Below are 25,760 nucleotides of genomic sequence, written 5' to 3'. Positions count from 1 at the left end.
CTTTTCCATTCCATTTCTGTTGCGGCAGGTCTGGATAAATTGCTGACTACAAACATCCCTGAACCAAACTTTTGCCAGCGCAAAGGTGAGTTTACTTGTGCCGTTGGGTTTCAGTGCTTCAACAATCATCAGACTGGCAATTGCGTATCCCATCAGAATAATCTGCCGGAAGTTTTCTGATGTCTTACTCAATGCCCAAAAGCTTGTTTTATCCAGTTCAGCCTCTCTCTGAGATTAGATAAAATATTACCGGGTATGTCTTTCTGTTACCCCGGAAATAGTATGGCTCGATAATTCTGGCAGCCTGAAGCCAGGTACAGTAGGAGCCGATACTTAATCGATGATGAGATATTTCTCAATAAAAATTAGGCAGAACTACTCCGACTAATTTTGTAGAAAGTTCAGATGCGCGCGGATGTATCTTAAGAATTGCTGATCGTTTTTCACATGCAGCTTTTTCATAATGCTGCGGCGGGTAGCTTTGGCCTGGAGATCGCTTACCGAGAGCAGGTGGGCCGTTTCGGCTAAGGTATACCCACTGGCGAGAAACATTAAGAACTGACGTTCTTCGATTGAAAAGTTACGAGTGGTGCAGTAATGGCAGATAGTTGCGGGCACGCTATTGCGCAGCGCGCGTTTTTGCAGGATGAGAACCAGTTTTTTGGTTATCTCGTCTACGTCATCTTCCCGATAAATCAGTGGCAGCATGTACAAGCAGGGCCGGAACATCAGCTTATCTTTATCGTTTTTGCTACAGATGACCACCCGGTGTTGGCGCCTGGTGTGGACAGGAACCTGGTAGCAATCGGCGCTGAGCCAATCTTCATCCAGGGAGATAAACGCGATGTCAGCGCGATCGATATCTTCGACCGGTAAAAAGCAAATCTCCTGGTGCCATTGATTTGCCAGATGGGAGATGATGATTTTCAGTCCATGTTCAAAGTGACTGTTTTCTTCCTTGATGGCGATACTTAACATTAAAGAGTTCCTGAACCACGGGAGAGGGGATAAAGGAATGTTAAGCAAAATCATAAATATTCTAAATACATGTATCCCTAAATCTGACGTTTTGCGGGCTGAGTTGTTACCAGGTGATTTCCTGGATACCCTTGAACGAGCAGAAAAAATCAACATTCGTACACTTCGCCAGCAACCGAAACAAAAGGCATTGACTCAGCAAGCGCTGACCGTATAATTCACGCGTTTCATCTGCATGAAGTAATCACTTCGCAATGCGCCCTTAGCTCAGTTGGATAGAGCAACGGCCTTCTAAGCCGTAGGTCGTAGGTTCGAATCCTACAGGGCGTACCATCTCAACATCACTTCAGATGTCCAGCTTCAGCGAATTGCGATGAATTTTCCTTTTCCAACCACGTTTCCACTTCCTTAAGACTGAGTTGTACCTCCTCCCTGAGTGAAAAATCAGCTAACGGCTGTTGTTCAAGTGCGGCACAAACGCTGCTGGCAGAACGCATTCCCATGCTGGCGCAACTGCTTTTTAGCTGATGCGCCAGACGTTTTATCTTCTCGCGATCGTGTGCTGCGCGCGCATTATCAATCTCATCTAATACAGGAAGGGTATGTTGCTTAAAGAGCGCTAACCATTCGTGTACCTTTTGCCATCCCATTAGCTGAATATCTCCGGCTAATTGCTGGGTATCTAACCGTTTGTTGTCATTTTCTGATGCAACCGGGAGAGGCGCGTAACCGTACAAATAATGCATAATTAACCGACTGAGTTCATCCCGGGGAACCGGTTTTTGAATAACGCCGAGAAACAGGGTACTGGTTCTTTGGTTTAGCGTTTCGTCGATGACGTGCGCGCTAAAGCCTATCAGATTTAGCATTGGGTATGCGCAGGTTAACTGCTGCGCCAGCGTGATGCCGTCGATATCCGGAAGATCGAAATCAACCAGGGCGGCATCATAATGGGCGTCTTGCTGCAGTATGGTTAGTGCCGCAGCGGCATTGTCGGCAGCGGTAACCTGTGCGCCATTGAGGGTGAGCATTTCTGTGCTGATGCGCTGCGTGAGAGGGTTATCCTCGATAAGCAGTATGCGTAAACCCTGTAATGATATCGCTCGTGGAACGGATTTCGCTACCGGCATCGCGCCTGCCCGTAATGGCAGACGCAAACGAAAGCAGCTTCCTACCCCTGGTGTGCTGGTGACGCTGAGTTCTCCCAGCATCGCCTGCGCGAGGCTGGCGCTGATGGTGAGTCCAAGCCCGGTTCCCCCACGTTTACCGCTTACCTGAACAAACGGCTGAAAAATGTCGCCCTGACGGGCAGGATCAATCCCGCATCCCGTGTCCTCAACCTCAATGTACCAATCCTGGTCTTCACACCGACTACGCAGGATGATGTGCCCCCGATCGGTAAAGCGCAGTGCGTTGTTTAATAGGTTAGTTATGATTTGCCGGATGCGGCGCGGATCGCCGCGTAAGGAGTCGGGTACGTCGTCGGCAAAATCCATAATCAATGCGACCGGGCGACCCGCAACGCGACTGTGCATGAGCTGAAGCGTACTTTCCAGCAATGGCCTGGGCTCAAAGGGTTCATCACCGATGGCCACATTTTTTCCGCCCGCTTCGATGGCGGAATAGTCAAGAATATCGTTGAGGATGGTCAGCAGAGACTCGCCAGAGTCGGTGATTGCGCGCAGATTCTCCTGATGCTGCGCCAGTGCGGGATTGTCTGAGAGCAACTGCGCAGTGCCGAGGATTCCGTATAGCGGGGTGCGTATTTCATGGCTCATGGCGGCAAGAAACGCCGATTTTGCCTGGTTAGCTTTTTCGGCTTCCGCACGCGCCAGCCGATGTTCAGACACCATCGACCGCAGCTCGGCGGTGCGTGCTTTAACCTGAGCGGCCAAATGTTCGCGGTGGCTATTCAGGGCGTGAACGCTGGCGCGAAAGGCATCCATCAACCGCCCAATGGTGTCCAGTTCGCGAACGCCTGCGGTTTCCGGAAATGGGGAGTCGATATCACCTTCAAGCAGACGCTGTAACGCCTGGGTTTGCTGCGCCAACGGACGCGTGACCGAGCGGTAAACCACGCGCCAAAGAATGAGAATTAACAAGCATAATGATACCGCACCTAACAGCAGCAGCAGCGTTTGCCCGCGCTGGCTGGCCTGTTTGAGATGCGCCAGCCCGGTCTGATTGCGTTGGCCGATGATTTCCACCAACTGACTGACTTCGCTACTGAAACGGGTAAATTGCTCGATATTGTTTTGCGATAAGATCTGTAAGCGGGTAGTAATGTCATTGTCCTGACGATACAGGGCCAGCAGATCGACATAACGGCTAATTGAATTTACTGCGTCGGCAACCTGAGCGCGTACCACCGGATCTTCAATGCGTATTTGTCGGCGATGAAGCACTCTGACGGCGGCATTCAGCTGGTTTTCCAGCGCCGCCAGGTTATTCTGCGCCTGGTTATTCCCCAGATTCATCACCATTTGCTGCACGCGTAGCGCGCTCAGGCGCAGCTCATTCATCTGGTTATAATATTCCAGATCAATATCGATAAGCCTGTCGAGAGCGTGTTCAGCCGCCTGCCCCTGATGGCTTTCAATTAAATCATAAATGCTTGCCTGCGTAGCGCCCGCCGAGGTGGCGGCATTACTGGCCTGCCCGCGCGCCATTTCGGCAACGTTGGCGGTAGCCTCAACAAGTTGTTGGCTGAGTTGTTGCTGTTGCTCGCGCAGTTTCAGCCGTTCGCCAACCATTTCCCCCTGATGGCTTAACGACTGGGCGATCTCTTTTTCCTGTTGTTCAATGGCCGAAGTATCAAAGCCCTGTTCGCGAAGAGTTTTCAGTAATGCGGTTATTTTCAGACTTTGGGCGGTTAACATACGCCCCTGAGCCAGCCACATATTTTCATTATCTGCGGTGGTCAGATTCTGCGCGGAAAACAGTTCCCAGGCGCTGGCTTCGCTGAGCTGGCGCGCCATGTCCATGGTCGGGATCAGCGCCTGGGTATTGGCCTGCTCAACCTGGCTGACAAAACGCAGGTTATACCAGCCTACCAGCGTACTCATGAGGGTCAGCGCCGCCATCAGCGCAAAGCCTATCCACAGTCGTTTGGTCAGAGATAAATTCACTGTCTGGTCGCCACAGATTAAAAAGGTTGAGTCGAAAAGAGGAAAGCAACTAGGATAAAGCCTTATCAATGATGAGGCTATCATGCGCGTATTGGTTTTCCTGCTTATCACGCTTTTTCCCGGTCTGGGTCACGCGACCGTGCCCGCACTACTGCGCTGGCAGGATAGCCAGCAGGCTGTCCCGGCGCCGCAAACGGACGTTACTGCAAACAAAATCTGGAAACTGTGCGCGCTGTATCCCAGCCTGAAGGATTCTTACTGGCTTTCCGTAAATTACGGCATGCTTGAGGCGGCGAAAAAATACGGAGTGAGCCTGAAGGTGCTTGAAGCGGGAGGGTATCGTCAGTTAAACATGCAAAAATCTCAAATCGCTCAGTGCCAGCAATGGGGCGCGGATGCCATTTTGTTAGGCAGCAGCACGACGACTTTTCCAGATTTGCAGACCCAGGTTGGATCGCTGCCTGTTATTGAGGTGGTGAATGCGATCCATGACGCGACGGTAAAGGCGCGGGTTGGGGTTCCGTGGTTTCAGATGGGGTATCAGCCAGGCCGCTATCTGGTTAAGTGGAGCGGCGGTAAACCGCTAAAGGTCTTATTATTGCCCGGGCCTGACGACGCCGGAGGCAGTCGTGAGATGGTGGAAGGATTCCGCCAGGCGATTGCCGGCAGTCAGGTGCACATTGTGGATGTGGCGTTAGGGGATAATGATATTGAAGTTCAGCGCAACCTGTTGCAGGAGATGCTTGAGCGTCACCCGGATGTTGACGTAGTGGCCGGTACGGCAATTGCTGCGGAAGCCGCCATGGGGGAGACGCGGAATCAGGGCACGCCGCTAACCGTAGTCTCTTTTTATCTGTCGCACCAGGTGTATCGCGGGCTTAAACGCGAAAGAATCATAATGGCTGCCAGCGATCAGATGGTCTGGCAAGGTGAACTGGCGATTCAGCAGGCTATCAGGATATTACAAGGGCAACCGGTGTCGGAAAATATCAGCCCACCGATCCTGGTGCTCACCCCGAAAAATGCCGACAGCCAGCATGTTAAGTGCTCGCTGTCACCCGGCGGATTCCGTCCTGTTTATCTGTATCAGTACACGTCAGCCGCTAAAAAATAGCCTTCCCCATGCTGCGTCACCAGTAAATCCGCTCGTAGCTTGTGGCGTAAACGGCGGATCAGCACATCTACGGTGCGTAAGTCTGGATTGTCCACCCGTCGTGCCGAAAGCATGCGCAGTAAACGTTCGCGGCTGAGAATCTCCCCCGGATTGGTGACAAAAGCGACCAGCATTTCATATTCGGCGCGGGTGAGTTTGATCGCCTCTTCACCCAGTTCCAGGGTATGACGAGAGACATTCAGACAATACCCGGCAAACTGATAGCAGTTGTCTTTGGCCTCCGGCTGCGCCTGACGGGCAAGGTCGATCCGCCAGAGCAAGTTTTTCACCCGTACCACCAGTTCACGTAGCTCCAGCGGCTTGGTGACATAATCATCAGCGCCCATTTCCAGGCCAACGATACGGTCAATTTGGTCACTACGGCCCGTTACCAGAATGATCCCTACCGTTGAACGTTCTCGCAGGGCACGGGTCAGCATTAAGCCATTTTCATCCGGGAGGTTAATATCCAACAGAATAAGATCCACAGGGTGCTGCGACAGGATTTCACGCAGGCCGGCTCCGCTGGCGGTGACAGAGACATGATAACCTTCCTGTTCAAAATAAGCCTGTAACCGTGCCTGGGTCACGGGTTCATCTTCAACAATTACAATGTGATGCGACATCCTGGTTGCTGTCTCTTTCTGTTCATATCTGTTCACATTTTGCCGTAAGCCATTCATCCTGACCAGTGTTGCTGTTCACATTTGAGAAATAAGATCCTCTGTAACTAAACCATATAATTACAGGGGCTATTATGCGGGAACTTTGGAGGGCGCTACTCAGACCGAGCGCACGTTGGTCAGTGTTGGCGCTGGTCGTCATCGGGATTGTGGTTGGTATCGCGCTGATCGTTTTGCCGCACGTTGGCATCAAATTAACCAGCTCTACCGAGTTTTGCGTGAGCTGCCACAGCATGCAGCCGGTTTATGAAGAATATAAACAGTCCGCGCATTTTCAGAATGCCTCTGGAGTGCGCGCAGAATGCCATGACTGTCACATTCCTTCAGATATTCCGGGCATGGTGAAGCGTAAGCTGGAAGCAAGCAACGATATTTATCAGACCTTTGTTGCCCACTCTATAGATACGCCTGAAAAATTCGAGGCCAAACGCGCCGAGCTGGCGGAGCGAGAATGGACACGGATGAAAGAGAACAACTCTGCTACCTGCCGCTCCTGTCATAACTATGATGCGATGGATCATGCTAAGCAGCATCCTGAAGCCGCACGCCAGATGAAGATTGCGGCCAAGGACAACCAATCCTGTATCGACTGCCATAAAGGTATCGCGCACCAGCTTCCCGATATGAGCAGTGGTTTCCGCAAACAGTTTGACGAGTTACGCGCCAGGGCGAACGACGATGGCGATACGCTCTACTCTCTGGACATCAAGCCTATTTATGCCGCTAAGGGTGATAAAGAACCTGCTGGCTCACTGCTACCCGCCTCTGAAGTAAAAGTGTTAAAGCGTGATGGTGATTGGCTGCAAATTGAAATTGTGGGCTGGACCGAGAGTAACGGACGCCAGCGCGTGTTGGCGCAACTGCCGGGCAAGCGCATTTTTGTGGCCTCCATTCGTGGTGACATCCAGCAGCACGTGAAAAATCTGGAGCAAACTACCGTCGCGGAAACGAATACGCAGTGGAGCAAGCTGCAGGCCACCGCCTGGATGCAAAAGGGCGATATGGTCAACGACATCAAACCTATCTGGGCCTATGCCGACTCGCTCTATAACGGAACCTGTAACCAATGCCACGGCGCGCCAGAGAAAGAACACTTTGACGCTAACGGCTGGATTGGCACGTTGAACGGCATGATTGGATTTACCAGTCTGGATAAACGTGAAGAACGTACCTTGCTGAAATATTTGCAGATGAATGCCTCTGACACTACGGAGAAGCCGCATGGCGATAAGGGAGAAAGCAATGAAAAATAACGATCTCTTTCAGGCATCTCGCCGACGTTTTCTACTGCAGTTGGGCGGCTTGACCGTAGCCGGTATGTTGGGACCTTCTCTGCTTACGCCCCGTAGCGCCAATGCTGCAGAGGTGCAGGGAGCTGGCGTCAAAGAGGGGATCCTGACCGGTTCTCACTGGGGGGCAATCCGTGCCACTGTTGTTGATGGCCGTTTTATTGAGGCCAAACCGTTTGAGCATGATAAATACCCGTCAAAAATGATCGCCGGACTGCCGGATCACGTACATGGCGGCACGCGTATTCGCTATCCCATGGTCCGCGTCGACTGGTTGCGTAAACGCCATCAGAGCGATACCACACAGCGCGGAGATAACCGCTTTGTGCGCGTTTCGTGGGATGAAGCGCTGGACTTCTTCTATCAGGAGCTGGAGCGCATTCAGAAGACCTATGGTCCGAGCGCGCTGCTGACGGCCAGCGGCTGGCAATCAACCGGCATGTTCCATAATGCTTCCGGGATGCTGGCGCGCGCCATTGCGCTGCATGGCAACAGCGTGGGTACCGGGGGCGACTATTCCACCGGTGCTGCTCAGGTGATCCTGCCGCGCGTGGTCGGGTCAATGGAGGTATATGAACAGCAGACTTCCTGGCCGCTGGTACTGAAAAATAGCAAAACGATTGTGCTGTGGGGTTCCGACCTGATTAAAAATCAGCAGGCGAACTGGTGGTGTCCGGATCATGATGTCTATGAATACTACGAGCAACTGAAGGACAAAGTGGCGCGCGGCGAGATCTCGGTTATCAGCGTTGATCCGGTCATCACCTCGACTCACGACTACCTGGGCCGCGACAAGGTTAAGCACATCGCCGTGAACCCGCAGGCTGATGTGCCGCTACAGCTGGCGCTGGCGCACACGCTCTTTACCGAGAAGCTCTACGATAAGCATTTTCTTGATAACTACTGCGTTGGGTTTGAGCAATTTCTGCCTTATTTGCTGGGCGAAAGTGACGGACAGCCTAAAGATGCGCAGTGGGCGGAAAAAATATGCGGGATTGATGCCGATACGATTCGTGAACTGGCACGGCAGATGGCGGGCGGCAGAACGCAGATTATTGCCGGCTGGTGCGTGCAGCGTATGCAGCACGGGGAGCAGTGGGCATGGATGATTGTGGTGCTGGCCTCAATGCTTGGACAAATCGGCTTACCCGGCGGTGGGTTTGGCTTTGGCTGGCACTACAACGGCGCGGGCACCCCGGGGCGTAAAGGCGTTATCCTGAGCGGATTTTCTGGTTCCACTACCGTTGCGCCTGTACATGACAGCACCGATTTTAAGGGCTACAGCAGCACTATTCCGATCGCACGTTTTATCGATGCGATTCTGGAACCGGGCAAAAAAATTAACTGGAACGGAAAAACCGTCAAGCTGCCGCCGTTAAAGATGTGCGTTTTTGCCGGGACTAACCCTTTCCATCGTCACCAGCAGATCAACCGTATTATTGAAGGCTGGCGTAAGCTGGAAACCGTTATCGCCATCGATAATCAGTGGACGTCGACCTGTCGATTCGCCGATATCGTCTTGCCCGCAACGACCCAGTTTGAGCGTAACGATCTCGACCAGTATGGCAACCACTCTAACCGCGGCATTATCGCTATGAAACAGCTGGTGCAGCCGCAGTTTGAAGCGCGTAATGATTTCGATATTTTCCGCGATCTTTGCCGCCTCTTTAATCGTGAAGAAGCCTTCACCGAAGGGCTGGATGAGATGGGGTGGTTGAAACGGATCTGGCAGGAAGGTAGCCAGCAGGGGAAAGGGCGCGGGGTTCATCTCCCGGCTTTTGACGTTTTCTGGAATCAGCAGGAGTATGTTGAATTCGAACATCCACAGATGTTTGTTCGTCATCAGGCCTTCCGCGAAGATCCCGATCTTGAGCCGTTGGGTACGCCGAGTGGTTTGATCGAGATTTTCTCAAAAACGATTGCCGATATGCAGTATGACGACTGCCAGGGGCATCCGATGTGGTTTGAGAAAATCGAACGTTCCCACGGTGGGCCGGGGTCGCAGCGTTGGCCGCTGCATCTGCAATCGGTTCACCCGGATTTCCGTCTGCACTCGCAGCTTTGTGAATCTGAAGCGCTACGTAAACATTATGCGGTAAGTGGTAAAGAGCCGGTATTTATCAACCCGCAGGATGCCAGCGCAAGGGGGATTCGCAACGGTGATATTGTCCGTGTGTTTAACGCACGTGGACAAGTACTGGCCGGAGCGGTTGTCTCCGATCTTTACACTCCGGGCGTGGCGCGTATTCACGAAGGTGCCTGGTACGATCCTGACAACGGTGGAGAAACCGGGGCGCTGTGTAAATACGGCAATCCGAACGTGTTAACGTTAGATATCGGCACGTCTCAACTGGCGCAGGCAACCAGCGCCCATACTACGCTGGTGGAAATTGAGAAATATACCGGCAAAGTGGATAACGTGACGGCGTTCAGCGGCCCGATAAAAATGGTGGCGCAGTGCGAATATGTCCCGGCAGAGAAGGTGACGTCATGATGAAACGCTCTTCCCTGACCACAGAACAGATAGCCTGCGTTTACGCCTGGCTGGCGCAGTTGTTTTCCCGGGAGCGTGACGACCAAAGCCTGGCGCTTTTACAGGCCAGCGAAATGGCTGAGTGGTTCGCGGTGCTAAAAGATGAACCGTCGCTTGAGGCGGAAGTTCTTTTGCTGGAGGAGAAAATTGCTGCGCTTCAGGTGCGCGAAGACGCTACCCTGGAACTGGCGGCTGATTTTTGCAGCCTGTTTCTGATGTCGGACAAACATGCGGCGTTACCCTATGCGTCGGCTCATCTGGAAGGCGGGCAGAATTACGGAGTTATTAAACAATTGTTATCTGATGCGGGCATGCAGGTAAGCGATACGTTTAGCGAGTCAGCCGATCATCTGGCGATTTTTATCGAACTGTTAAGCCATCTGCATTTTTCTCTCGGAGAGTCCGGGCTTAGCCGCCAGCGTATTGATGCACTGCGCAGAGAAACGCTGGTGGGGCTGTTACGCTGGTTACCGACGTTCACCGCCAAATGCCGCCGCTATGATGACTTTGGTTTCTACGGCGCGCTGAGTCAGCTGTTGCTGGCGTTGGTCAGACTGGATAATCAGAACTGAGTGATGGCCTAAGCCACAAAAAACGGGAGCAAATTCGCTCCCATTTTAACCCTATCACCGCACAACCAGCACTGGGCATTTCGCGTGGCGTACGACGGCTGCCGCCGTTGACCCCAGCAGATATGTGCTAAAACCGGGCTTATGTGAGGCGATGACAATAAGCTCGGCGTCAACCGCTTCCGCTAGCTTGAGGATCTGGTCCTTCGGCGGGCCATAAACGACATGAGTCTGACTCCTGCCAGCAGGAATATTGAACTGCTTAATAATTTCTTCGAGTTTTTCGCTGGCCTTGGCCTGCAGACCACTTCTGTCCGGAAATTCGGTAGAGTAGGCCAGCCCCAGCGAGGCATAAAACGGAACGGTAGGAATAACGGCTAAAAAGTGGACCTTAGCGGTTTTGGCATGCGCCTGGACCTGGGGAACAACATGGCGGGTTAAATCGGTTTCAGAGATATCAATGGGCACCAGAATTGAGCGATACATATTCACTACCTCCTGTTTGTTTACCTCTACCCTGAGTGTAGCGAAAGTTGGCTCTGTATAATAAGTGACCAGATCAAGGTTGCGTGCATAAATGCGCGTCAATGAAAGGCGTGTGTCGCAAGTCTGCTCATAAATGTATATCTGAGCAACACTGCAAGACAGATATCTTCATTAATACGTGTAATCAAAAAACAGAAAAGGGTTCTTTTTTATGTGTTTTCATTATATATTTAATTATATAACGGGTGTCACCAAGGGGTTAATTTCAGCAGCTTTTAATATTTATCAAACTTTTATTCTGATGTTTATTAAATTAATAGTTAATCCAACCTTATGCTTGGTTTAAAATTCTGATTTTAAACGAAATTTGATATTTACATTTCGTTCTCATTAATTATGCGAACCCCTTCAAACTTACCCGCATGCTGATTCTCATTTTCCTCTGTGTTTGATGAATATCAATAAGTAGCCGCGTTAGGGTAATTATTGTCTACCCATTAAAGAGTATTCGTCTTGTGGGAATAAAAGATGAGAAAAATAAATAAAACCATCCTCTGGACGATGCTGCTGTCCATTGTTCTTGGGGCTGTTATCGTTTTGGCAGGGCAATGGACCCTGCACAAAACGTCAAGCACGGAATTCTGTTTATCGTGCCATACAATGCAGGCCCCCTATGAGGAATATACCGGTTCGGTTCACTTTCAGAATCAGAAAGGGATTCGTGCAGAGTGCGCGGATTGTCATATCCCGCAAGGCGGCCTGGATTATCTGGTGGCTAAACTGCGGGCCTCAAAAGATGTTTATCATCAGTTCATAACCAAAAAAATCGATACCCCGGAAAAATTTGAAGAACACCGTCTGGAGATGGCGCAAACCGTCTGGGCACAGCTCAAGGCGAGTGATTCTGCGACCTGCCGTAGCTGTCACAGCATGGACGCGATGGATCTTGCCGCACAAAGCGCAGATGCGCAGAAAATGCACAAAATGGGCATCGCGGAAAAGCAAACCTGTATTGATTGCCACAAAGGCGTCGCCCATTTCCCACCTGAAGTAAAAATGGATGACAGCGCGCTCAAAGGGCTTGAAGCACAGTCAGCCTCCACTCCTGCCTCGGCAACTGAGCTTTATGCCGTAAGCAACACCGCGCTTGGCGATTTGGGAACCGTTTACCCTGCAACAAAAATGCAGGTCCTGAAATCAACGGACAATACGCGACAGGTCGAGATTCGCGGGAGCCAGATGCAGGGAAGTGAACAGGTCATTTACTACGCGGCAGGACAGCGTTTGATTCTTGCCAGCCTGAGTGAAAAAGGTCAGCAGTCGCTGAAAATCCTCTCCGACTGGAAAAAAGATGATTACGGCAATGCGTGGCGAGATGTGGTACTGCAGGGTGAATGGAGCGGTTCCGCTCTCGCCAGCCGCGAACCCATGTGGGATTACGCACGCAAACTCGACAATGTGTATTGCGCGGGCTGCCATGCGCCAATTCCGGCGAATCATTTTACGCTCAACGCCTGGCCTTCAGTAGCGAAAGGGATGGGCGCTCGCACCAATATCAGTGAAACCGAACTGGATATCCTGAGCCGTTACTTCCAGTACAACGCTAAAGACATGAACAAATAAGCGATAAATCAGGAGAAATCATGAAACTCACAAGACGTGACTTTATCAAGACGGCTGGCGCGGCAACCGGGACAATGGCGATTTCTTCGGTGATCCCAATGCCAGCCTGGGCCGAAGGCCAAAATGGCGGAGCGATTCTGACGGCTGCACGTTGGGGTGCGGTATACGTGGAAGTAAAAGACGGCAAAGTGGTTTCCTCAAAAGGGGCATTGCCGAAAACGGTGCCGAACTCGTTACAGCAAACCGCGCCGGATCAGGTTCATACCAATATCCGCGTTAAATATCCGATGGTGCGCAAAAGCTATCTGGAAAACCCGGGTAAAGCGGATGGTAAACGTGGCAACGATCCTTTCGTGCGGGTGAGCTGGGAGCAGGCGCTGAAGCTCATTCATGAGCAGCATAGCCGGATCCGTAGCAGCTATGGGCCGTCCTCAATATTTGCCGGTTCCTATGGCTGGCGCTCCAGCGGCGTTCTGCATAAGGCGCAAACCTTACTGCAACGCTATATGAGCATGGCCGGTGGCTACGCCGGTCATACCGGAGATTATTCAACCGGGGCGGCGCAGGTGATCATGCCTTATGTCGTGGGATCGGTTGAAGTCTATGAGCAGCAAACCACCTGGCCGATGGTGCTTGAGCACAGTCAGGTCGTGGTGCTGTGGGGGATGAACCCGCTCAACACCCTCAAAATTGCCTGGAGCAGCACGGATGAACAGGGGATTGAATACTTTAATCTGCTGAAAAAATCAGGAAAAAGCGTTATCGCCATCGATCCAATGCGTTCTGAAACCATTGAGTTCTTTGGTGATAATGCCACCTGGATTGCGCCACATATGGGGACCGATGTGGCGATGATGTTAGGGATCGCCCATACGCTGGTGAAGAAAAATCTCCATGACAAAGCCTTCCTGGAAAAATACACCACCGGTTATCCGCAGTTTGAGGAATACTTGCTCGGCAAGAGCGATAAAATAGAGAAAACCGCCGAGTGGGCTTCCGGCGTGTGCGGCGTGCCTGCTGAGCAACTGGAAAAACTGGCGGAAATTTTCTCCAGCAATAAAACCATGCTCATGGCAGGTTGGGGGATTCAGCGCCAGCAATACGGTGAGCAAAAACACTGGATGCTGGTGACTCTGGCGGCGATGCTGGGGCAAATTGGTACCGAAGGCGGCGGCTTTGGATTCTCGTATCATTATTCCAACGGCGGTAACCCAACGCGCACGGGTGGGGTATTGCCAGCAATTTCCGCCAAAATTGAGGGGGGGTCATCAGCGGGTAACGACTGGGCGGTTTCCGATGCGGTAACCAGCCTGCCGGTAGCGCGAATTGTTGAAGCGCTGGAAAACCCAGGCGGTAAATATCAGCATAATGGTAAAGAGCAAACCTTCCCGGATATCAAAATGATCTGGTGGGCAGGCGGTGCTAACTTTACCCATCATCAGGATACTAACCGCTTAATTACAGCCTGGCAGAAGCCTGAACTGGTTGTCATCTCTGAGTGCTACTGGACCGCAGCGGCTAAACACGCTGATATAGTCCTGCCGATCACCACCTCGTTTGAGCGTAACGATCTGACCATGACCGGTGATTACAGTAACCAACACCTGGTGCCGATGAAGCAGGTCATCGCGCCGCAGTTTGAATCCCGCAGCGATTTTGACGTATTTGCCGATCTGGCTGAGATGCTCAAGCCGGGAGGTAAGGCGGTCTACACCGAAGGCAAAGACGAAATGGCGTGGCTGAAGCAGTTCTATGATGCCGCGCAAAAAGCCGCCCGCGCCCAACGTGTCGCTATGCCTCAGTTCAACGCGTTCTGGCAGCAGAATAAACTGATCGAAATGCGTGAGAATGAAAAGAATAACAAATATGTGCGCTACGCGGATTTCCGCAGCGATCCGGTGATGAATGCGCTGGGAACGCCGAGCGGTAAGATAGAAATCTACTCGAAAACGATTGAAGGCTATCAATATAAAGATTGTCCGCCGCATGCGTCATGGATTGAACCCGATGAATGGAAAGGAACTGCGGATAAAGATCAACTGCAACTGCTGACTGCGCACCCGGCGCATCGTCTGCATAGCCAGCTGAACTACGCGTCGCTGCGCAAAGAGTACGCTATTGCCAATCGCGAGCCGGTCACCATTCACCCGGATGACGCGAAAGCCAGAGGGATTGCCGAAGGCGATCTGGTCCGCGTATGGAATGCGCGTGGGCAGGTGCTGGTGGGGGCGCACGTTAGTGACGGCATTAAACCGGGAATTATCTGTATCCATGAAGGTGCATGGCCGGATATTGAAAACGGTATCTGTAAAAATGGCGGCGCGAACGTACTGACGGCAGATATCCCGACTTCAAGGCTGGCGAATGGCTGTGCGGGGAATACCAGCCTGGTATACGCAGAAAAATTCACCGGTGAAGCGCCAAAACTCACCGTCTTTGATGAGCCAGCCATTGTCACTATGTAACGAAGGCTGATAAACGGGAGCCGCGAGGTTCCCGTTTTTTATTGCTGTTTTGGCCATGTTTACTGTCGTTACTCTGCCAGCACAATTACATCTCCCGTTGCCGGGGCGTCAGTTCCCGGTAGCCATAATCGCCCCCACGAACCGGTGCAATGACAGCCGAGTAGTTTTTCGGGTTGCTGTTGCTTAATAAATTGTCGGGTTCGCCATAGCTTAGCGGGGGAGGCGGCACGTAAATGAAATCCACCGACGAGGGCGTAAATTTGATTAATGCCGGTAATGTTCTGGCAATGGCGTACGATATTCTCTATTCCCCGATGCCCGCATCCGGTAATGATGACTAACCCGCGCTCCGATTTATATATCAATACGCCTTCATCGCTGATGTAATCCGGTTGGGGCGTCTCCTTACTAATAACACCATAGGCCTGCGGAGTGGGGACACTGATTTCCCCGGACCACAAAAAGCGCTCGCTGATAGTCAGCGGCTCGCGGGTGTATTCCATGATGAGCCGAGAGTAGTCGTTATCACGCGAGAGTTTTTTTATTTTCCTTGTCGTTCCTGCCAGGGTTATTGAAGCGTACCGCTCGCAGGCTATTTGGGGATGGCAAATGATACGGCTGTTATCCGCAAGCCACGGCACGCCGCCGCAGTGATCGTAATGACCGTGCGACAGTACCACGGCGGTCAATTGCGTCAGGTCTACGCCCATTTGTGCGGCGTTAAGTATGTAGCTGTCGTCCGGCCCGGTATCAAACAGTATGCTGGTGGTTTCATCCTGAACTAACAGACTTAACCCAGGCTTTGCCCGTAATGATTTATCCGCGCCCGCCGCACGCCGGTTTTCAAGCAATACCGTGAGGGTTAAAGCCATACCTGTCTCCAGAATTCAAACGGCATACTGTAATGCATGGTTTTTGAGAGCGCTGTGATCGCAGCGCCCTTTGGCGTTATCCGTTATCGTGTAGAGCTTGCCTGCGCACGGTGTTTTTCCGCCTGCTGCTCATGGGCATAGGAATGAGCATTATTTGTCGACTGATGTACTACCATTGCCTTTTCATGTTCATTCATTTGTGAAAATGATTGTGCATGGGGTGACGTCTCTGCCGCATTAACGCCAGCTGAAATAAAAAACGCGATAGCTAAAAAAGAGGACATCTTATTCATCATATTTCTCCTGTATGGGTTTACGGAAGAAATTATAATTGGCGAGGTCGGTCAGCGGCGTGACTGAATTATGACGGTTGTGTCAGACAACAGGTGATGACATATATCTGTCATCACCCGTAATTATTTCGCGTGCTTGGGCAGCGTCAGAATAAATCGGGTAGCAAGCTGATCGGATGAAACCGAGACTTTTCCCTGATGGGCGATGACGATTGATTTCACTATCGCCAGGCCAATACCGCTGCCTTCGCCTTTGCGCTGTCGCGAAGGGTCTACCCGATAAAATCGGTCAAAGAGCCGGGGGAGATGCTGTGGGGGAATGGGGGGGCCAGGATTTTCCACGATTATCTGCACCTGACTGTCCGCCTCTTTCACCCGTACGGTTACCGACTCGCCTTTTGGCGTATAGCGCATAGCATTTGATAGAAGATTGCTCACCGCCCGGCGTAGCATTAACGGATCGCCCGAAACCCAGCACGCGCGTCCTTCAAAACGTAAGCCAACCTCGCGCTCTTCTGCCCAGGCCTCGAAGAAGTCGAACACTTTACCTACCTCATCAGCCAGATTAAGCGCTGTCTTTTCCGGGATGAGCTGATTGTTGTCCGCCTGCGCCAGAAACAGCATGTCGCTGACCATTTTCGACATACGACTAAACTCTTCGAGATTGGAATACAGCACATCTTCCAGCTCTTTTTGGCTGCGGGTCTGGCTGAGCGCAATTTCCGTTTGCGTGACGAGGTTAGTTATTGGCGTGCGGATCTCATGGGCAATATCTGCCGAGAAGTTCGACTGACGTTTAAATACGTCCTCAATGCGCTCGATCATGTGATTAAACGAACTTACCAGCTGTTCCAGCTCAATAGGAACAGCTTGCGGATCGAGGCGTACATCCAAATCTTTTGAGGTGATATTTTGGATGCGGCGACTGACGTTACGGATCGGTTCATGGCCTTTATAGACAGCGAACAGCACGATAAAAACAATCATCATGCTAATCAGTGATGCCGTCATAATCAGTTTGTTTTTCAGGTCGTTAATATAGTGCAGATGAAAATCGATCGATAATGCCAGATACAGCGTATATGCCGGTTTTCCATCGGTAAGCTGTCCTACAGGCAGGCGAATCATTCGCCAGTTAGACGACGTTTTCTGCCCGTGGACATGTCTGGGCGTTTGTAGCGTTGGGCCGGAGATAATAAAAACATCGCTGGCATGGGCATTTTTATCCGGCCTTGCACTGGAAATAAATTGCCGGAGATCGGGTGCATTGGGCGAATGAAAAATGGCTTTCTGATTACTATCTTCCAGAGAAATAATGACGTTCGAGTAACCCGCTACCACGTTTTTTAGCGTTTCCAGACGGCGTGATTCTGGCTCGTTAGGTTGGTTAATAATCCGCTCCAGCGTGGCGCTGATCTCTTGTAGATCATTGATGTCCTGCTCGGCGAAATGGACCTTTACAGAGTGGATCATTATCCAGGCAAAGGCGAAAAATGACGCGATCGTCGCCAGACTGATAAAAAATGTCAGCCGTGTCGCCAGCGAAAAAGGGCGTCGCCATCGTTTACTGGCCATCAGGAACCTCAAGCATATATCCCACGCCGCGCACGGTCTGGATCAGTTTCGGCTCAAAGTCGTTATCGATTTTGGCGCGCAGACGTTTCACGGCCACGTCGATAGCATTGGTATCGCTGTCAAAATTCATATCCCAGACCTGAGACGCGATCAGCGAGCGGGGTAAAACTTCCCCCTGATGGCGCAGGAAAAACTCAAGCAACGTAAACTCTTTGCTGGTCAGGGTGATGCGCGTACCGCTGCGGGTGACTTTTCTGCTGACCAGATCGACCATTAAATCCGCGACCTGAAACTGGCTCTCGACAATCACCGCCGCACCCCGGCGTAGCAGCGTTCTGACCCGTGCCAGCAGCTCGGCGAAGGCGAACGGTTTGACCAGGTAGTCATCCGCGCCTAATTCCAGACCTTTAACCCGATGTTCAATGGTGCCCAGCGCGGTGAGAAGAAGAATTGGCATCCCTTTGTTAGCGGATCGCAGCATCCGCACGATATCCCAGCCGTTTACATCCGGCAGCATGATGTCGAGTATGAGCAGGTCGTAATCACTGGTCATCGCCAGGTGATACCCGTTCAGGCCGTTATCCGCTAAATCCACGACAAAACCCGCTTCCGTCAGGCCTTTCGTCAGGTATTCACCGGTTTTTTTCTCATCTTCGACTATCAAGACCTTCATCGCATTCTCCTTCTCGCACTGGTTGTGCGGACTTTCAATTCTAGGGAAGCGGGATCGGATAGCAATCGGTTATTGGGAAAATGACAGTTTTGTCATTTTCCTGTCACCGGTTAAACAGAGTCAGTTGGTTAAAGTACAACACTATAAATTCCTACACATTTTAGGGTCATCAGTCCGGTCAGGACGAGAAGAACTATGAGCAAATTTAAGCTTCTTACCCTCAGCGCTGTATTCGTTCTCGCCGGTTGTTCATTGGCGCCGGACTATCAGCGTCCGGCATTGCCGGTGCCGCAGCAATTCTCCTTAAGCCAGAATGCGTTGGTTTCTGCGCCGATGGGATATCAGGATACGGGCTGGCGGACTTTCTTCGTTGACCCCCAGGTAAAGGCGCTGATCGGCGAGGCGCTGATTAATAACCGCGATTTACGTATGGCCGTGCTGAAAGTTCAGGAAGCGAGAGCGCAATATGGCGTCACCGACGCTGACCGCTATCCGCAACTCACGGCAGGCTCCAGCGGCACCTACAGCGGTAAATTAAAAGGCGATAGCAGCACCAACCGCGAATTCGAAGCCGGGCTGAATCTCAGTTTTGATCTCGATTTCTTTGGCAGGCTGAAGAATATGAGTGAAGCCGAGCGACAGAACTTCTTTGCCAGCGAAGAGGCGCGTCGGGCGGTGCATATCTCATTAATCTCCAGCGTGTCACAAAGTTACTTCAATCAGCGTCTGGCTTATGCGCAATTGCAAATTGCCGAAGAAACGTTGCAAAACTATCAGCGCTCATACGCTTTTGTGGAGAAACAGTTGCTGACCGGCAGCACCAACGTACTGGCGCTGGAACAGGCGCGCGGCGTAATTGAAAGCACGCGCAGCGAAATCGCGAAGCGTAAAGGTGAACTGGCGCAAGCGAACAATGCGCTGCAGCTGTTGCTGGGTACGTACGGGAAATTACCCAACGACCAGATGCGCAGCGGCGGGGATATTAAACCGGTAACGCTGCCGCCATCGTTGTCATCGCAAATACTGTTGCAGCGCCCGGATATTTTGGAAGCTGAGCACGGATTAATGGCGGCGAATGCCAATATCGGCGCCGCGCGGGCGGCATTTTTCCCGTCGATTACCCTGACCAGTTCAGTTTCCAGTAACAGCAGCGATCTCTCCAGCTTATTTAATGCCGCCAGCGGAATGTGGAATTTTGTTCCCAAAATAGATATTCCAATTTTCAATGCCGGACGTAATCAGTCGAATCTCGACCTCGCCGAAATACGCCAGCAGCAGTCGGTGGTGAATTACGAACAAAAAATTCAGAACGCCTTTAAAGAGGTGGCGGATGCGCTGGTATTGCGCCAAAGCATTGCCGATCAAATTCGCGGTCAGCAGCGTTATCTGACCTCATTGCAAATCACCTTACAGCGCGCCAGAGCGCTTTATCAAAATGGCGCGGTTAGCTATATCGAAGTTCTGGATGCCGAACGTTCCTTATTCGCCACGCAGCAATCACTGCTCGATCTTAATTACGCCCAGCAGGTTAATGAAATTAAGCTGTTTGCTGCCTTAGGCGGCGGTTGGGTGGAGTAATCCTTAATATTAACTTTTCAGGAGCATCAATTATGAATATTACCGCCAAAGCCGTGCTGTTTAGCCTTTTTTCTCTGGTCATGTTTAACGCTCAGGCCAATGAGCATCAGCATGGCGAAATGATGGATATGCAGCCAGCGGCTCAACAGGAACAACTCATTAGCGCCACGGGAGTGATTGAAGCTGTTGATAGGGACAGTAAAAAAATCACGATTAAGCATGACCCTATTCCTGCGGTGAACTGGCCAGCCATGACGATGCGTTTTACGCTGGTTGCCGACACGAAGGCTGATGATATTAAACCCGGCGATAAGGTTGCATTTACGTTTGTTCAGCAGGGAAATCTCTCTGTATTACGTGATATTCACATCAGTAAATAACGTTCTCGCTGGTCTCTTTTATTCTTACCCGGATTCTTCGCAATGCGGGTGAGACTATCGCGCAATGGAAATCACTATGGCGTCTTTAAATATTAAAACTACCGCGCTTATTCTCGCAGGCATGATTGCCGGTGGGGTTATTTCTGTCGGTATTTATACTTATTATTCATCCGCACAAGCAACGGCTGAAACCGGGCAGGCTGCGCCAAAAGAAGACAGAAAAGTTTTGTTTTGGTACGACCCCATGTACCCGAACACGCGCTTTGATAAGCCGGGTAAATCGCCATTTATGGATATGGATCTTATCCCGAAATATGCCGATGAAGAGACCGCGAGCGCGTCAGCGCCTGGCGTACGAATCGATCCCACCCAGACCCAGAATTTGGGGCTAAAAACAGAACCTGTGCGCCGTGGGCCGCTGCACTACGCGCAAACTTTCCCGGCTAACGTTAGCTATAACGAATACCAGTTCGTTATTGTCCAGGCACGCTCCGCAGGCTTTATCGAAAAGGTTTACCCGCTAACCGTGGGCGACAAAATTAAGCAAGGCGCGCCGCTTATCGACCTGACGATTCCCGACTGGGTTGAGGCGCAGAGCGAATATTTATTGCTGCGTGAGACCGGCGGTAGCGCGACACAGGTGGAAGGCATTCTGGAGAGGTTACGCCTGGCCGGTATGCCTGAAGCGGATATTCAGCGCTTAAAATCGACGCGTAAAATTCAAACCCGCTTCACCCTGAAAGCCCCCATTGATGGGGTGATCACTGCATTCGATTTGCGTACCGGTATGAACATTTCCAAAGACAATGTGGTCGCGAAAATTCAGGGCATGGACCCAGTATGGGTCAGCGCGTCGGTCCCGGAATCTATTGCCTGGCTGATTAAAGACGCCTCGCAATTTAGCATCACTGTGCCAGCCTGGCCGGACAAGACTTTCACCATCAGCAAATGGAATATCTTACCCAGCGTCGATGCCACCACGCGGACGTTGCAGATCCGTTTGCAGGTCGAAAACCGCGACGAGGCGCTCAAACCGGGGATGAATGCCTACCTGCAACTGAAAACGCAAAGTAAGCCGATGTTGCTGATCCCGTCTAAAGCGTTAATTGATACGGGTACCGAACAGCGGGTGATTACCGTTGATCATGAAGGTCGATTTGTGCCGAAGCAGGTTTCGGTATTCCATGAATCACAGGGACTAACGGCTATTCGCTCCGGCCTGAGCGAAGGTGAAAAAGTGGTGTCCAGCGGTCTGTTCCTGATCGACTCCGAGGCGAATATCTCCGGCGCGCTGGATCGTATGCGCGCCCAGAATAGCGGTGCACAAGACGCAGTCGCTAGCCCAGCCCCGGCGGCCCATTCACACTGAGGATATGATAAATGATTGAATGGATTATCCGCCGCTCAGTAGCAAACCGTTTTCTGGTAATGATGGGGGCGCTGTTTCTCAGTATCTGGGGAACCTGGACCATCATCAATACCCCGGTTGATGCGCTGCCCGATCTCTCTGATGTTCAGGTGATCGTCAAAACCAGTTATCCGGGGCAGGCGCCGCAAATCGTTGAGAATCAGGTGACCTACCCGTTAACCACCACCATGCTGTCAGTTCCGGGCGCGAAGACGGTGCGCGGCTTCTCGCAGTTTGGCGATTCCTATGTATACGTCATTTTCGAGGATGGCACCGATCCTTACTGGGCGCGCTCGCGCGTGCTGGAGTATCTCAACCAGGTTCAGGGCAAATTACCGGCAGGCGTTAGCGCGGAAATGGGGCCGGACGCCACGGGCGTCGGCTGGATTTTTGAATACGCGCTGGTCGATCGCAGCGGGAAACATGACCTGGCGGAATTACGTTCTCTGCAGGACTGGTTTTTAAAGTATGAGTTAAAAACGATTCCGAACGTGGCTGAAGTAGCCTCGGTAGGCGGCGTGGTTAAACAGTACCAGGTCGTTATCGACCCGATGAAGCTCACGCAATATGGCATTAGCCTGGCGGAGGTGAAATCTGCGCTGGACACGTCGAATCAGGAAGCGGGCGGTTCGTCAGTTGAGATGGCTGAAGCGGAATACATGGTTCGCGCCAGTGGCTATCTGCAAACGCTTGATGATTTCAATAACATCGTCCTGAAAACAGGGGCCGACGGTGTGCCTGTTTACCTGCACGATGTCGCGCGCGTGCAGATTGGGCCGGAAATGCGCCGTGGGATCGCCGAGCTCAATGGTGAAGGCGAAGTGGCGGGCGGGGTGGTTATCCTGCGTTCCGGTAAAAATGCGCGTGAAGTTATCTCCGCTGTTAAAGCCAAACTCGACACGTTAAAAAGTAGCCTGCCGGAAGGCGTGGAGGTAGTTACAACATACGATCGCAGTCAGCTCATCGATCGCGCCATTGATAACCTGAGCTATAAGCTGCTGGAAGAGTTTATCGTTGTTGCACTGGTGTGCGCTCTGTTTCTGTGGCATTTGCGTTCGGCGCTGGTGGCGATTATTTCCCTGCCGCTGGGGTTGTGTATCGCGTTTATTGTGATGCATTTCCAGGGACTGAACGCCAATATCATGTCGCTTGGGGGAATCGCCATTGCCGTCGGGGCGATGGTCGATGCCGCGATCGTGATGATTGAAAACGCCCATAAGCGGCTGGAAGAGTGGGGGCATCAGCATCCGGATGAAAAACTGGATAACGCAACGCGCTGGAAGGTCATTACCGACGCCTCGGTAGAAGTCGGCCCGGCGTTGTTCATCAGCCTGCTGATTATCACCCTGTCATTTATCCCTATTTTCACGCTTGAGGGGCAAGAGGGGCGACTGTTTGGCCCGCTGGCGTTCACCAAAACATATGCCATGGCAGGCGCGGCGTTTCTGGCCATTGTGGTAATTCCAATCCTGATGGGATTCTGGATCCGTGGCAAGATTCCGGCGGAAAGCAGCAACCCGCTAAACCGCTTCCTGATCCGTATTTACCATCCGCTGCTGTTGAAGGTGCTGCACTGGCCTAAAACTACCCTCCTGGTTGCGGTGCTTTCAATACTGACGGTGATCTACCCGCTGAATAAAGTTGGTGGGGAATTCCTGCCGCAGATTAACGAAGGCGATTTACTGTATATGCCTTCAACCTTGCCAGGAATTTCGGCGGCGCAGGCGGCGGATATGCTGCAAAAAACCGATAAGCTGATCATGACCGTTCCGGAAGTCGCACGCGTGTTTGGTAAAACCGGTAAGGCGGAAACCGCAACGGATTCCGCGCCGCTGGAAATGGTTGAAACGACAATCCAACTGAAGCCGCAGGATCAGTGGCGTCCGGGAATGACGATGGACAAAATCATCGCCGAGCTGGACAAAACCGTGCGCTTGCCGGGGTTGGCGAACCTGTGGGTTCCGCCTATCCGTAACCGTATCGACATGCTCTCTACCGGTATCAAAAGCCCAATTGGCATTAAGGTGTCAGGTAACGTTCTGACTGATATCGACGCCACGGCGGAACAAATCGAAGAGGTGGCCAGAACCGTACCGGGCGTCTCTTCGGCGCTGGCTGAGCGTCTGGTGGGAGGGCGCTATATCAACGTAGACATCAATCGGGAGAAAGCAGCGCGTTATGGCATGACCGTAGGCGCAGTGCAGCTGTTTGTCACCTCAGCGGTGGGGGGCGCGATGGTGGGCGAAACGGTGGAAGGGATTGCACGTTATCCTATCAACCTGCGCTATGCGCAGAGCTATCGCGATAGCCCAGAAGCGCTGCGTAATCTGCCGATTCTGACGCCCATGAAGCAGCAAATTACGCTGGCAGATGTTGCAGATGTGACGGTAGTTTCTGGTCCGTCAATGTTAAAAACTGAAGATGCGCGACCAACCAGCTGGATTTATATCGACGCCCGCGACCGTGACATGGTTTCGGTGGTGAACGATCTGAAAAAGGCTATTGCTGAAAACGTACAGTTAAAACCGGGGACCAGCGTGGCTTTTTCCGGGCAGTTCGAGCTGCTTGAACGCGCCAGCCATAAGCTCAAACTGATGGTGCCGATGACGCTGATGATTATCTTCGTTCTGCTTTATCTGGCTTTCCGTCGCTTTGGCGAGGCGCTGCTGATTATCACCAGCGTCCCCTTTGCGCTGGTGGGCGGCATCTGGTTTCTCTACTGGATGGGGTTTCATATGTCGGTTGCAACCGGAACCGGGTTTATTGCGCTCGCCGGCGTTGCCGCAGAATTTGGCGTGGTGATGCTGATGTATCTGCGTCACGCCATTGAAGCTGAACCTGCACTGGAAAATCCGCAAACCTTTACCGCTGATAAGCTGGATGAGGCGTTGTATCACGGCGCGGTGCTGCGTGTGCGTCCGAAAGCGATGACCGTGGCGGTAATTATCGCGGGTTTGCTACCCATCTTGTGGGGGACGGGGGCAGGCTCAGAAGTCATGAGCCGTATAGCCGCACCGATGATTGGCGGTATGATTACTGCGCCATTGCTGTCGCTGTTCATTATCCCGGCAGCTTATAAGCTGATGTGGCTGCACAGGCATCGCAGCCAAAAGTAATGCTCTGAAGCGCTCGCCTGCGTCGGTTTGGTCGCCGAAGCAGGCGTAGCTTTATGCTTCCAGGGCTTTCACGCGTTTGCGGTACTCGCCCGGCGTGCAGCCAAATTCCCGTAAAAAGACTTTATGGAACGACGATTCGCTGGCGTAGCCTACCGACTCGGCGACGACAATCAAAGGCTGCGACCCGCGTGACAACATCTGGGCGGCGAATTGCAGACGTAAGGTGGTTAACACCGCCAGCGGTGTGGAATTTGACACTTCACGGAATAGCTGTGCGAAGCTGGCCCGCGACATATGTGCCCGTTTTGCCAGCTCTTCAACGGTCCAGGCAAAAGCCGGTGACTCCAGCATCAGGAATACCACGGCCCCCAGTTTGGGATGCAGCAATAAATTCAACACGTTCTGTGCGGGCGTCGCTTGGGTTAGCCACTCGCGAACGGCGAGTGTGAACAGTGTGGCGCATTGTTGGCTACATACTACACTGGAGCCCGGCAGCGCACTCATGGATTCCTGTTGCATCAGTGCGATCATAGCCTTGAGCCAGTGGCTGACGGGGCTGTTTTCATCAGGCGCCAGAACCAGAACTTCCGGCAGCGCAGTTAAAAAGTAACGAGAGGAAGCATGCAGTCGCAGGCTACCGCATACGATATGCGTTTGTTCATCGCCGGACTGGCACAACCGGTGCGCGGAGTTTTGCGGCAGGATAACAAGAGTGCCTGGCCGCAGGGTGAATGATGTCCCGTCGGGCATCTCCAGTAGGACGGCTCCCTGAGTGACCGTATGCCAGCGGATAACGGACAACTCTCCCGCCGCGTGTGGCAACTGCCAGTCTCTGCTCAGTAGACAGTTCTTGTCGATCGAGCCTTGCGGGTCGTTAAGCATCAGTAATCGGCTAAGGGTATCCATGAAGACTCCTGAACAGTTTTATTTATTGTTTGTTGAAACGGCATTATCTCTT

The 25,760-nt window shown here is 52.1% G+C and carries 20 protein-coding genes and 1 tRNA gene; 12 read left to right on the top strand and 9 right to left on the bottom strand.

Going from position 1 to position 25,760, the window contains the following annotated elements:
* Positions 1–384: 384 nt before the first annotated feature.
* Positions 385–978: a fimbria biosynthesis transcriptional regulator FimW gene (gene fimW, locus OGV80_RS19435; RefSeq protein WP_043015486.1), complete on the bottom strand. Its 594-nt coding sequence runs from the start codon at positions 976–978 to the stop codon at positions 385–387.
* A gap of 37 nt (positions 979–1,015) precedes the next feature.
* On the opposite strand from fimW, the gene OGV80_RS19430 reads away from it, so the two are divergent.
* Both OGV80_RS19430 and OGV80_RS19425 read left to right on the top strand, forming a co-directional pair.
* Positions 1,016–1,195 (top strand): hypothetical protein, encoded by a 180-nt coding sequence (locus tag OGV80_RS19430; RefSeq protein ID WP_043015487.1) that lies wholly within the window; start codon positions 1,016–1,018, stop codon positions 1,193–1,195.
* A 39-nt stretch (positions 1,196–1,234) separates the two neighbouring features.
* A tRNA-Arg gene (locus OGV80_RS19425) sits at positions 1,235–1,311 on the top strand.
* Positions 1,312–1,319: 8 nt separating this feature from the next.
* Here OGV80_RS19425 and torS read toward each other — a convergent pair.
* Entirely contained in the window at positions 1,320–4,106 is a 2,787-nt protein-coding gene (torS, locus tag OGV80_RS19420; protein WP_087053057.1) for a TMAO reductase system sensor histidine kinase/response regulator TorS, read from the bottom strand.
* Between the two features lie 82 nt (positions 4,107–4,188).
* On the opposite strand from torS, the gene torT reads away from it, so the two are divergent.
* The gene (torT, locus tag OGV80_RS19415) at positions 4,189–5,220 is read left to right on the top strand and encodes a TMAO reductase system periplasmic protein TorT (protein WP_043015488.1); all 1,032 of its coding nucleotides are present in this window, start codon (positions 4,189–4,191) and stop codon (positions 5,218–5,220) included.
* Here torT and torR read toward each other — a convergent pair.
* Complete coding sequence (torR, locus tag OGV80_RS19410) at positions 5,193–5,885, bottom strand: two-component system response regulator TorR (protein WP_047412878.1); 693 nt, start codon at positions 5,883–5,885, stop codon at positions 5,193–5,195. The genes torT and torR overlap by 28 nt on opposite strands.
* Positions 5,886–6,016: 131 nt before the next feature.
* On the opposite strand from torR, the gene torC reads away from it, so the two are divergent.
* Genes torC through torD form a run of 3 tightly spaced genes read left to right on the top strand, consistent with a single transcriptional unit; the run spans position 6,017 to position 10,336 of the window.
* Positions 6,017–7,195 (top strand): pentaheme c-type cytochrome TorC, encoded by a 1,179-nt coding sequence (gene torC, locus OGV80_RS19405; RefSeq protein ID WP_087053056.1) that lies wholly within the window; start codon positions 6,017–6,019, stop codon positions 7,193–7,195.
* Positions 7,185–9,725, top strand: coding sequence for a trimethylamine-N-oxide reductase TorA (torA, locus tag OGV80_RS19400; protein WP_286515567.1), 2,541 nt, complete (start codon positions 7,185–7,187; stop codon positions 9,723–9,725). The genes torC and torA overlap by 11 nt, the downstream gene beginning before the upstream one ends.
* A complete protein-coding gene (torD, locus tag OGV80_RS19395) occupies positions 9,722–10,336 on the top strand; it encodes a molecular chaperone TorD (RefSeq protein WP_080625590.1) in 615 nt (204 codons plus the stop codon). Before torA ends, torD begins: the two co-directional genes overlap by 4 nt.
* A 54-nt stretch (positions 10,337–10,390) precedes the next feature.
* Here the strand turns inward: torD and uspF are convergent, their stop codons facing one another.
* Positions 10,391–10,819, bottom strand: coding sequence for a universal stress protein UspF (gene uspF / locus OGV80_RS19390; RefSeq protein WP_003021923.1), 429 nt, complete (start codon positions 10,817–10,819; stop codon positions 10,391–10,393).
* Positions 10,820–11,347: 528 nt separating this feature from the next.
* Here uspF and OGV80_RS19385 point away from each other — a divergent pair.
* Positions 11,348–12,442, top strand: a complete 1,095-nt coding sequence (locus OGV80_RS19385) for a NapC/NirT family cytochrome c (protein ID WP_043015494.1) — start codon at positions 11,348–11,350, stop codon at positions 12,440–12,442.
* A gap of 20 nt (positions 12,443–12,462) precedes the next feature.
* On the top strand, positions 12,463–14,907 hold the full coding sequence (locus OGV80_RS19380) for a trimethylamine-N-oxide reductase 2 (protein ID WP_043015495.1): 2,445 nt from the start codon (positions 12,463–12,465) through the stop codon (positions 14,905–14,907).
* Between the two features lie 68 nt (positions 14,908–14,975).
* On the opposite strand, the gene OGV80_RS19375 is transcribed toward OGV80_RS19380, so the two are convergent.
* The 4 genes from OGV80_RS19375 to cusR form a co-directional block, all read right to left on the bottom strand.
* Positions 14,976–15,779: an MBL fold metallo-hydrolase gene (locus tag OGV80_RS19375; protein WP_080625589.1), complete on the bottom strand. Its 804-nt coding sequence runs from the start codon at positions 15,777–15,779 to the stop codon at positions 14,976–14,978.
* An 83-nt stretch (positions 15,780–15,862) separates the two neighbouring features.
* Positions 15,863–16,072 carry a PcoE/SilE family metal-binding protein gene (locus OGV80_RS19370; RefSeq protein ID WP_047412863.1) on the bottom strand — a complete coding sequence of 70 codons (210 nt, stop codon included), beginning with the start codon at positions 16,070–16,072 and terminating at the stop codon, positions 15,863–15,865.
* Positions 16,073–16,195: 123 nt separating this feature from the next.
* Positions 16,196–17,647, bottom strand: coding sequence for a Cu(+)/Ag(+) sensor histidine kinase (locus OGV80_RS19365; protein WP_087051605.1), 1,452 nt, complete (start codon positions 17,645–17,647; stop codon positions 16,196–16,198).
* Complete coding sequence (gene cusR / locus OGV80_RS19360) at positions 17,637–18,320, bottom strand: copper response regulator transcription factor CusR (protein WP_047412857.1); 684 nt, start codon at positions 18,318–18,320, stop codon at positions 17,637–17,639. The genes OGV80_RS19365 and cusR overlap by 11 nt, the downstream gene beginning before the upstream one ends.
* Positions 18,321–18,515: 195 nt before the next feature.
* Between cusR and OGV80_RS19355 the strand changes: the two genes are divergently transcribed.
* The 4 genes from OGV80_RS19355 (at position 18,516) to OGV80_RS19340 (ending at position 24,802) form a co-directional block, all read left to right on the top strand.
* A complete protein-coding gene (locus OGV80_RS19355) occupies positions 18,516–19,898 on the top strand; it encodes an efflux transporter outer membrane subunit (protein ID WP_087053054.1) in 1,383 nt (460 codons plus the stop codon).
* 32 nt (positions 19,899–19,930) lie between these two features.
* Positions 19,931–20,278 (top strand): cation efflux system protein CusF, encoded by a 348-nt coding sequence (cusF, locus tag OGV80_RS19350; protein WP_043015501.1) that lies wholly within the window; start codon positions 19,931–19,933, stop codon positions 20,276–20,278.
* A 76-nt stretch (positions 20,279–20,354) separates the two neighbouring features.
* Positions 20,355–21,647, top strand: a complete 1,293-nt coding sequence (locus OGV80_RS19345) for an efflux RND transporter periplasmic adaptor subunit (protein WP_087053053.1) — start codon at positions 20,355–20,357, stop codon at positions 21,645–21,647.
* Positions 21,648–21,658: 11 nt separating this feature from the next.
* Positions 21,659–24,802 (top strand): CusA/CzcA family heavy metal efflux RND transporter, encoded by a 3,144-nt coding sequence (locus OGV80_RS19340; protein ID WP_043015503.1) that lies wholly within the window; start codon positions 21,659–21,661, stop codon positions 24,800–24,802.
* Positions 24,803–24,853: 51 nt separating this feature from the next.
* Here OGV80_RS19340 and rclR read toward each other — a convergent pair whose 3' ends face one another.
* Positions 24,854–25,708 carry a reactive chlorine-specific transcriptional regulator RclR gene (gene rclR / locus OGV80_RS19335; protein WP_043015504.1) on the bottom strand — a complete coding sequence of 285 codons (855 nt, stop codon included), beginning with the start codon at positions 25,706–25,708 and terminating at the stop codon, positions 24,854–24,856.
* Between the last annotated feature and the right edge of the window lie 52 nt (positions 25,709–25,760).

Source organism: Citrobacter sp. Ce119 (assembly GCF_030334525.1).
Lineage (GTDB): Bacteria > Pseudomonadota > Gammaproteobacteria > Enterobacterales > Enterobacteriaceae > Citrobacter > Citrobacter europaeus.
The sequence above is the reverse complement of the archived record's forward strand: the minus strand, read 5'-3'. Positions and strand labels throughout refer to the sequence as shown.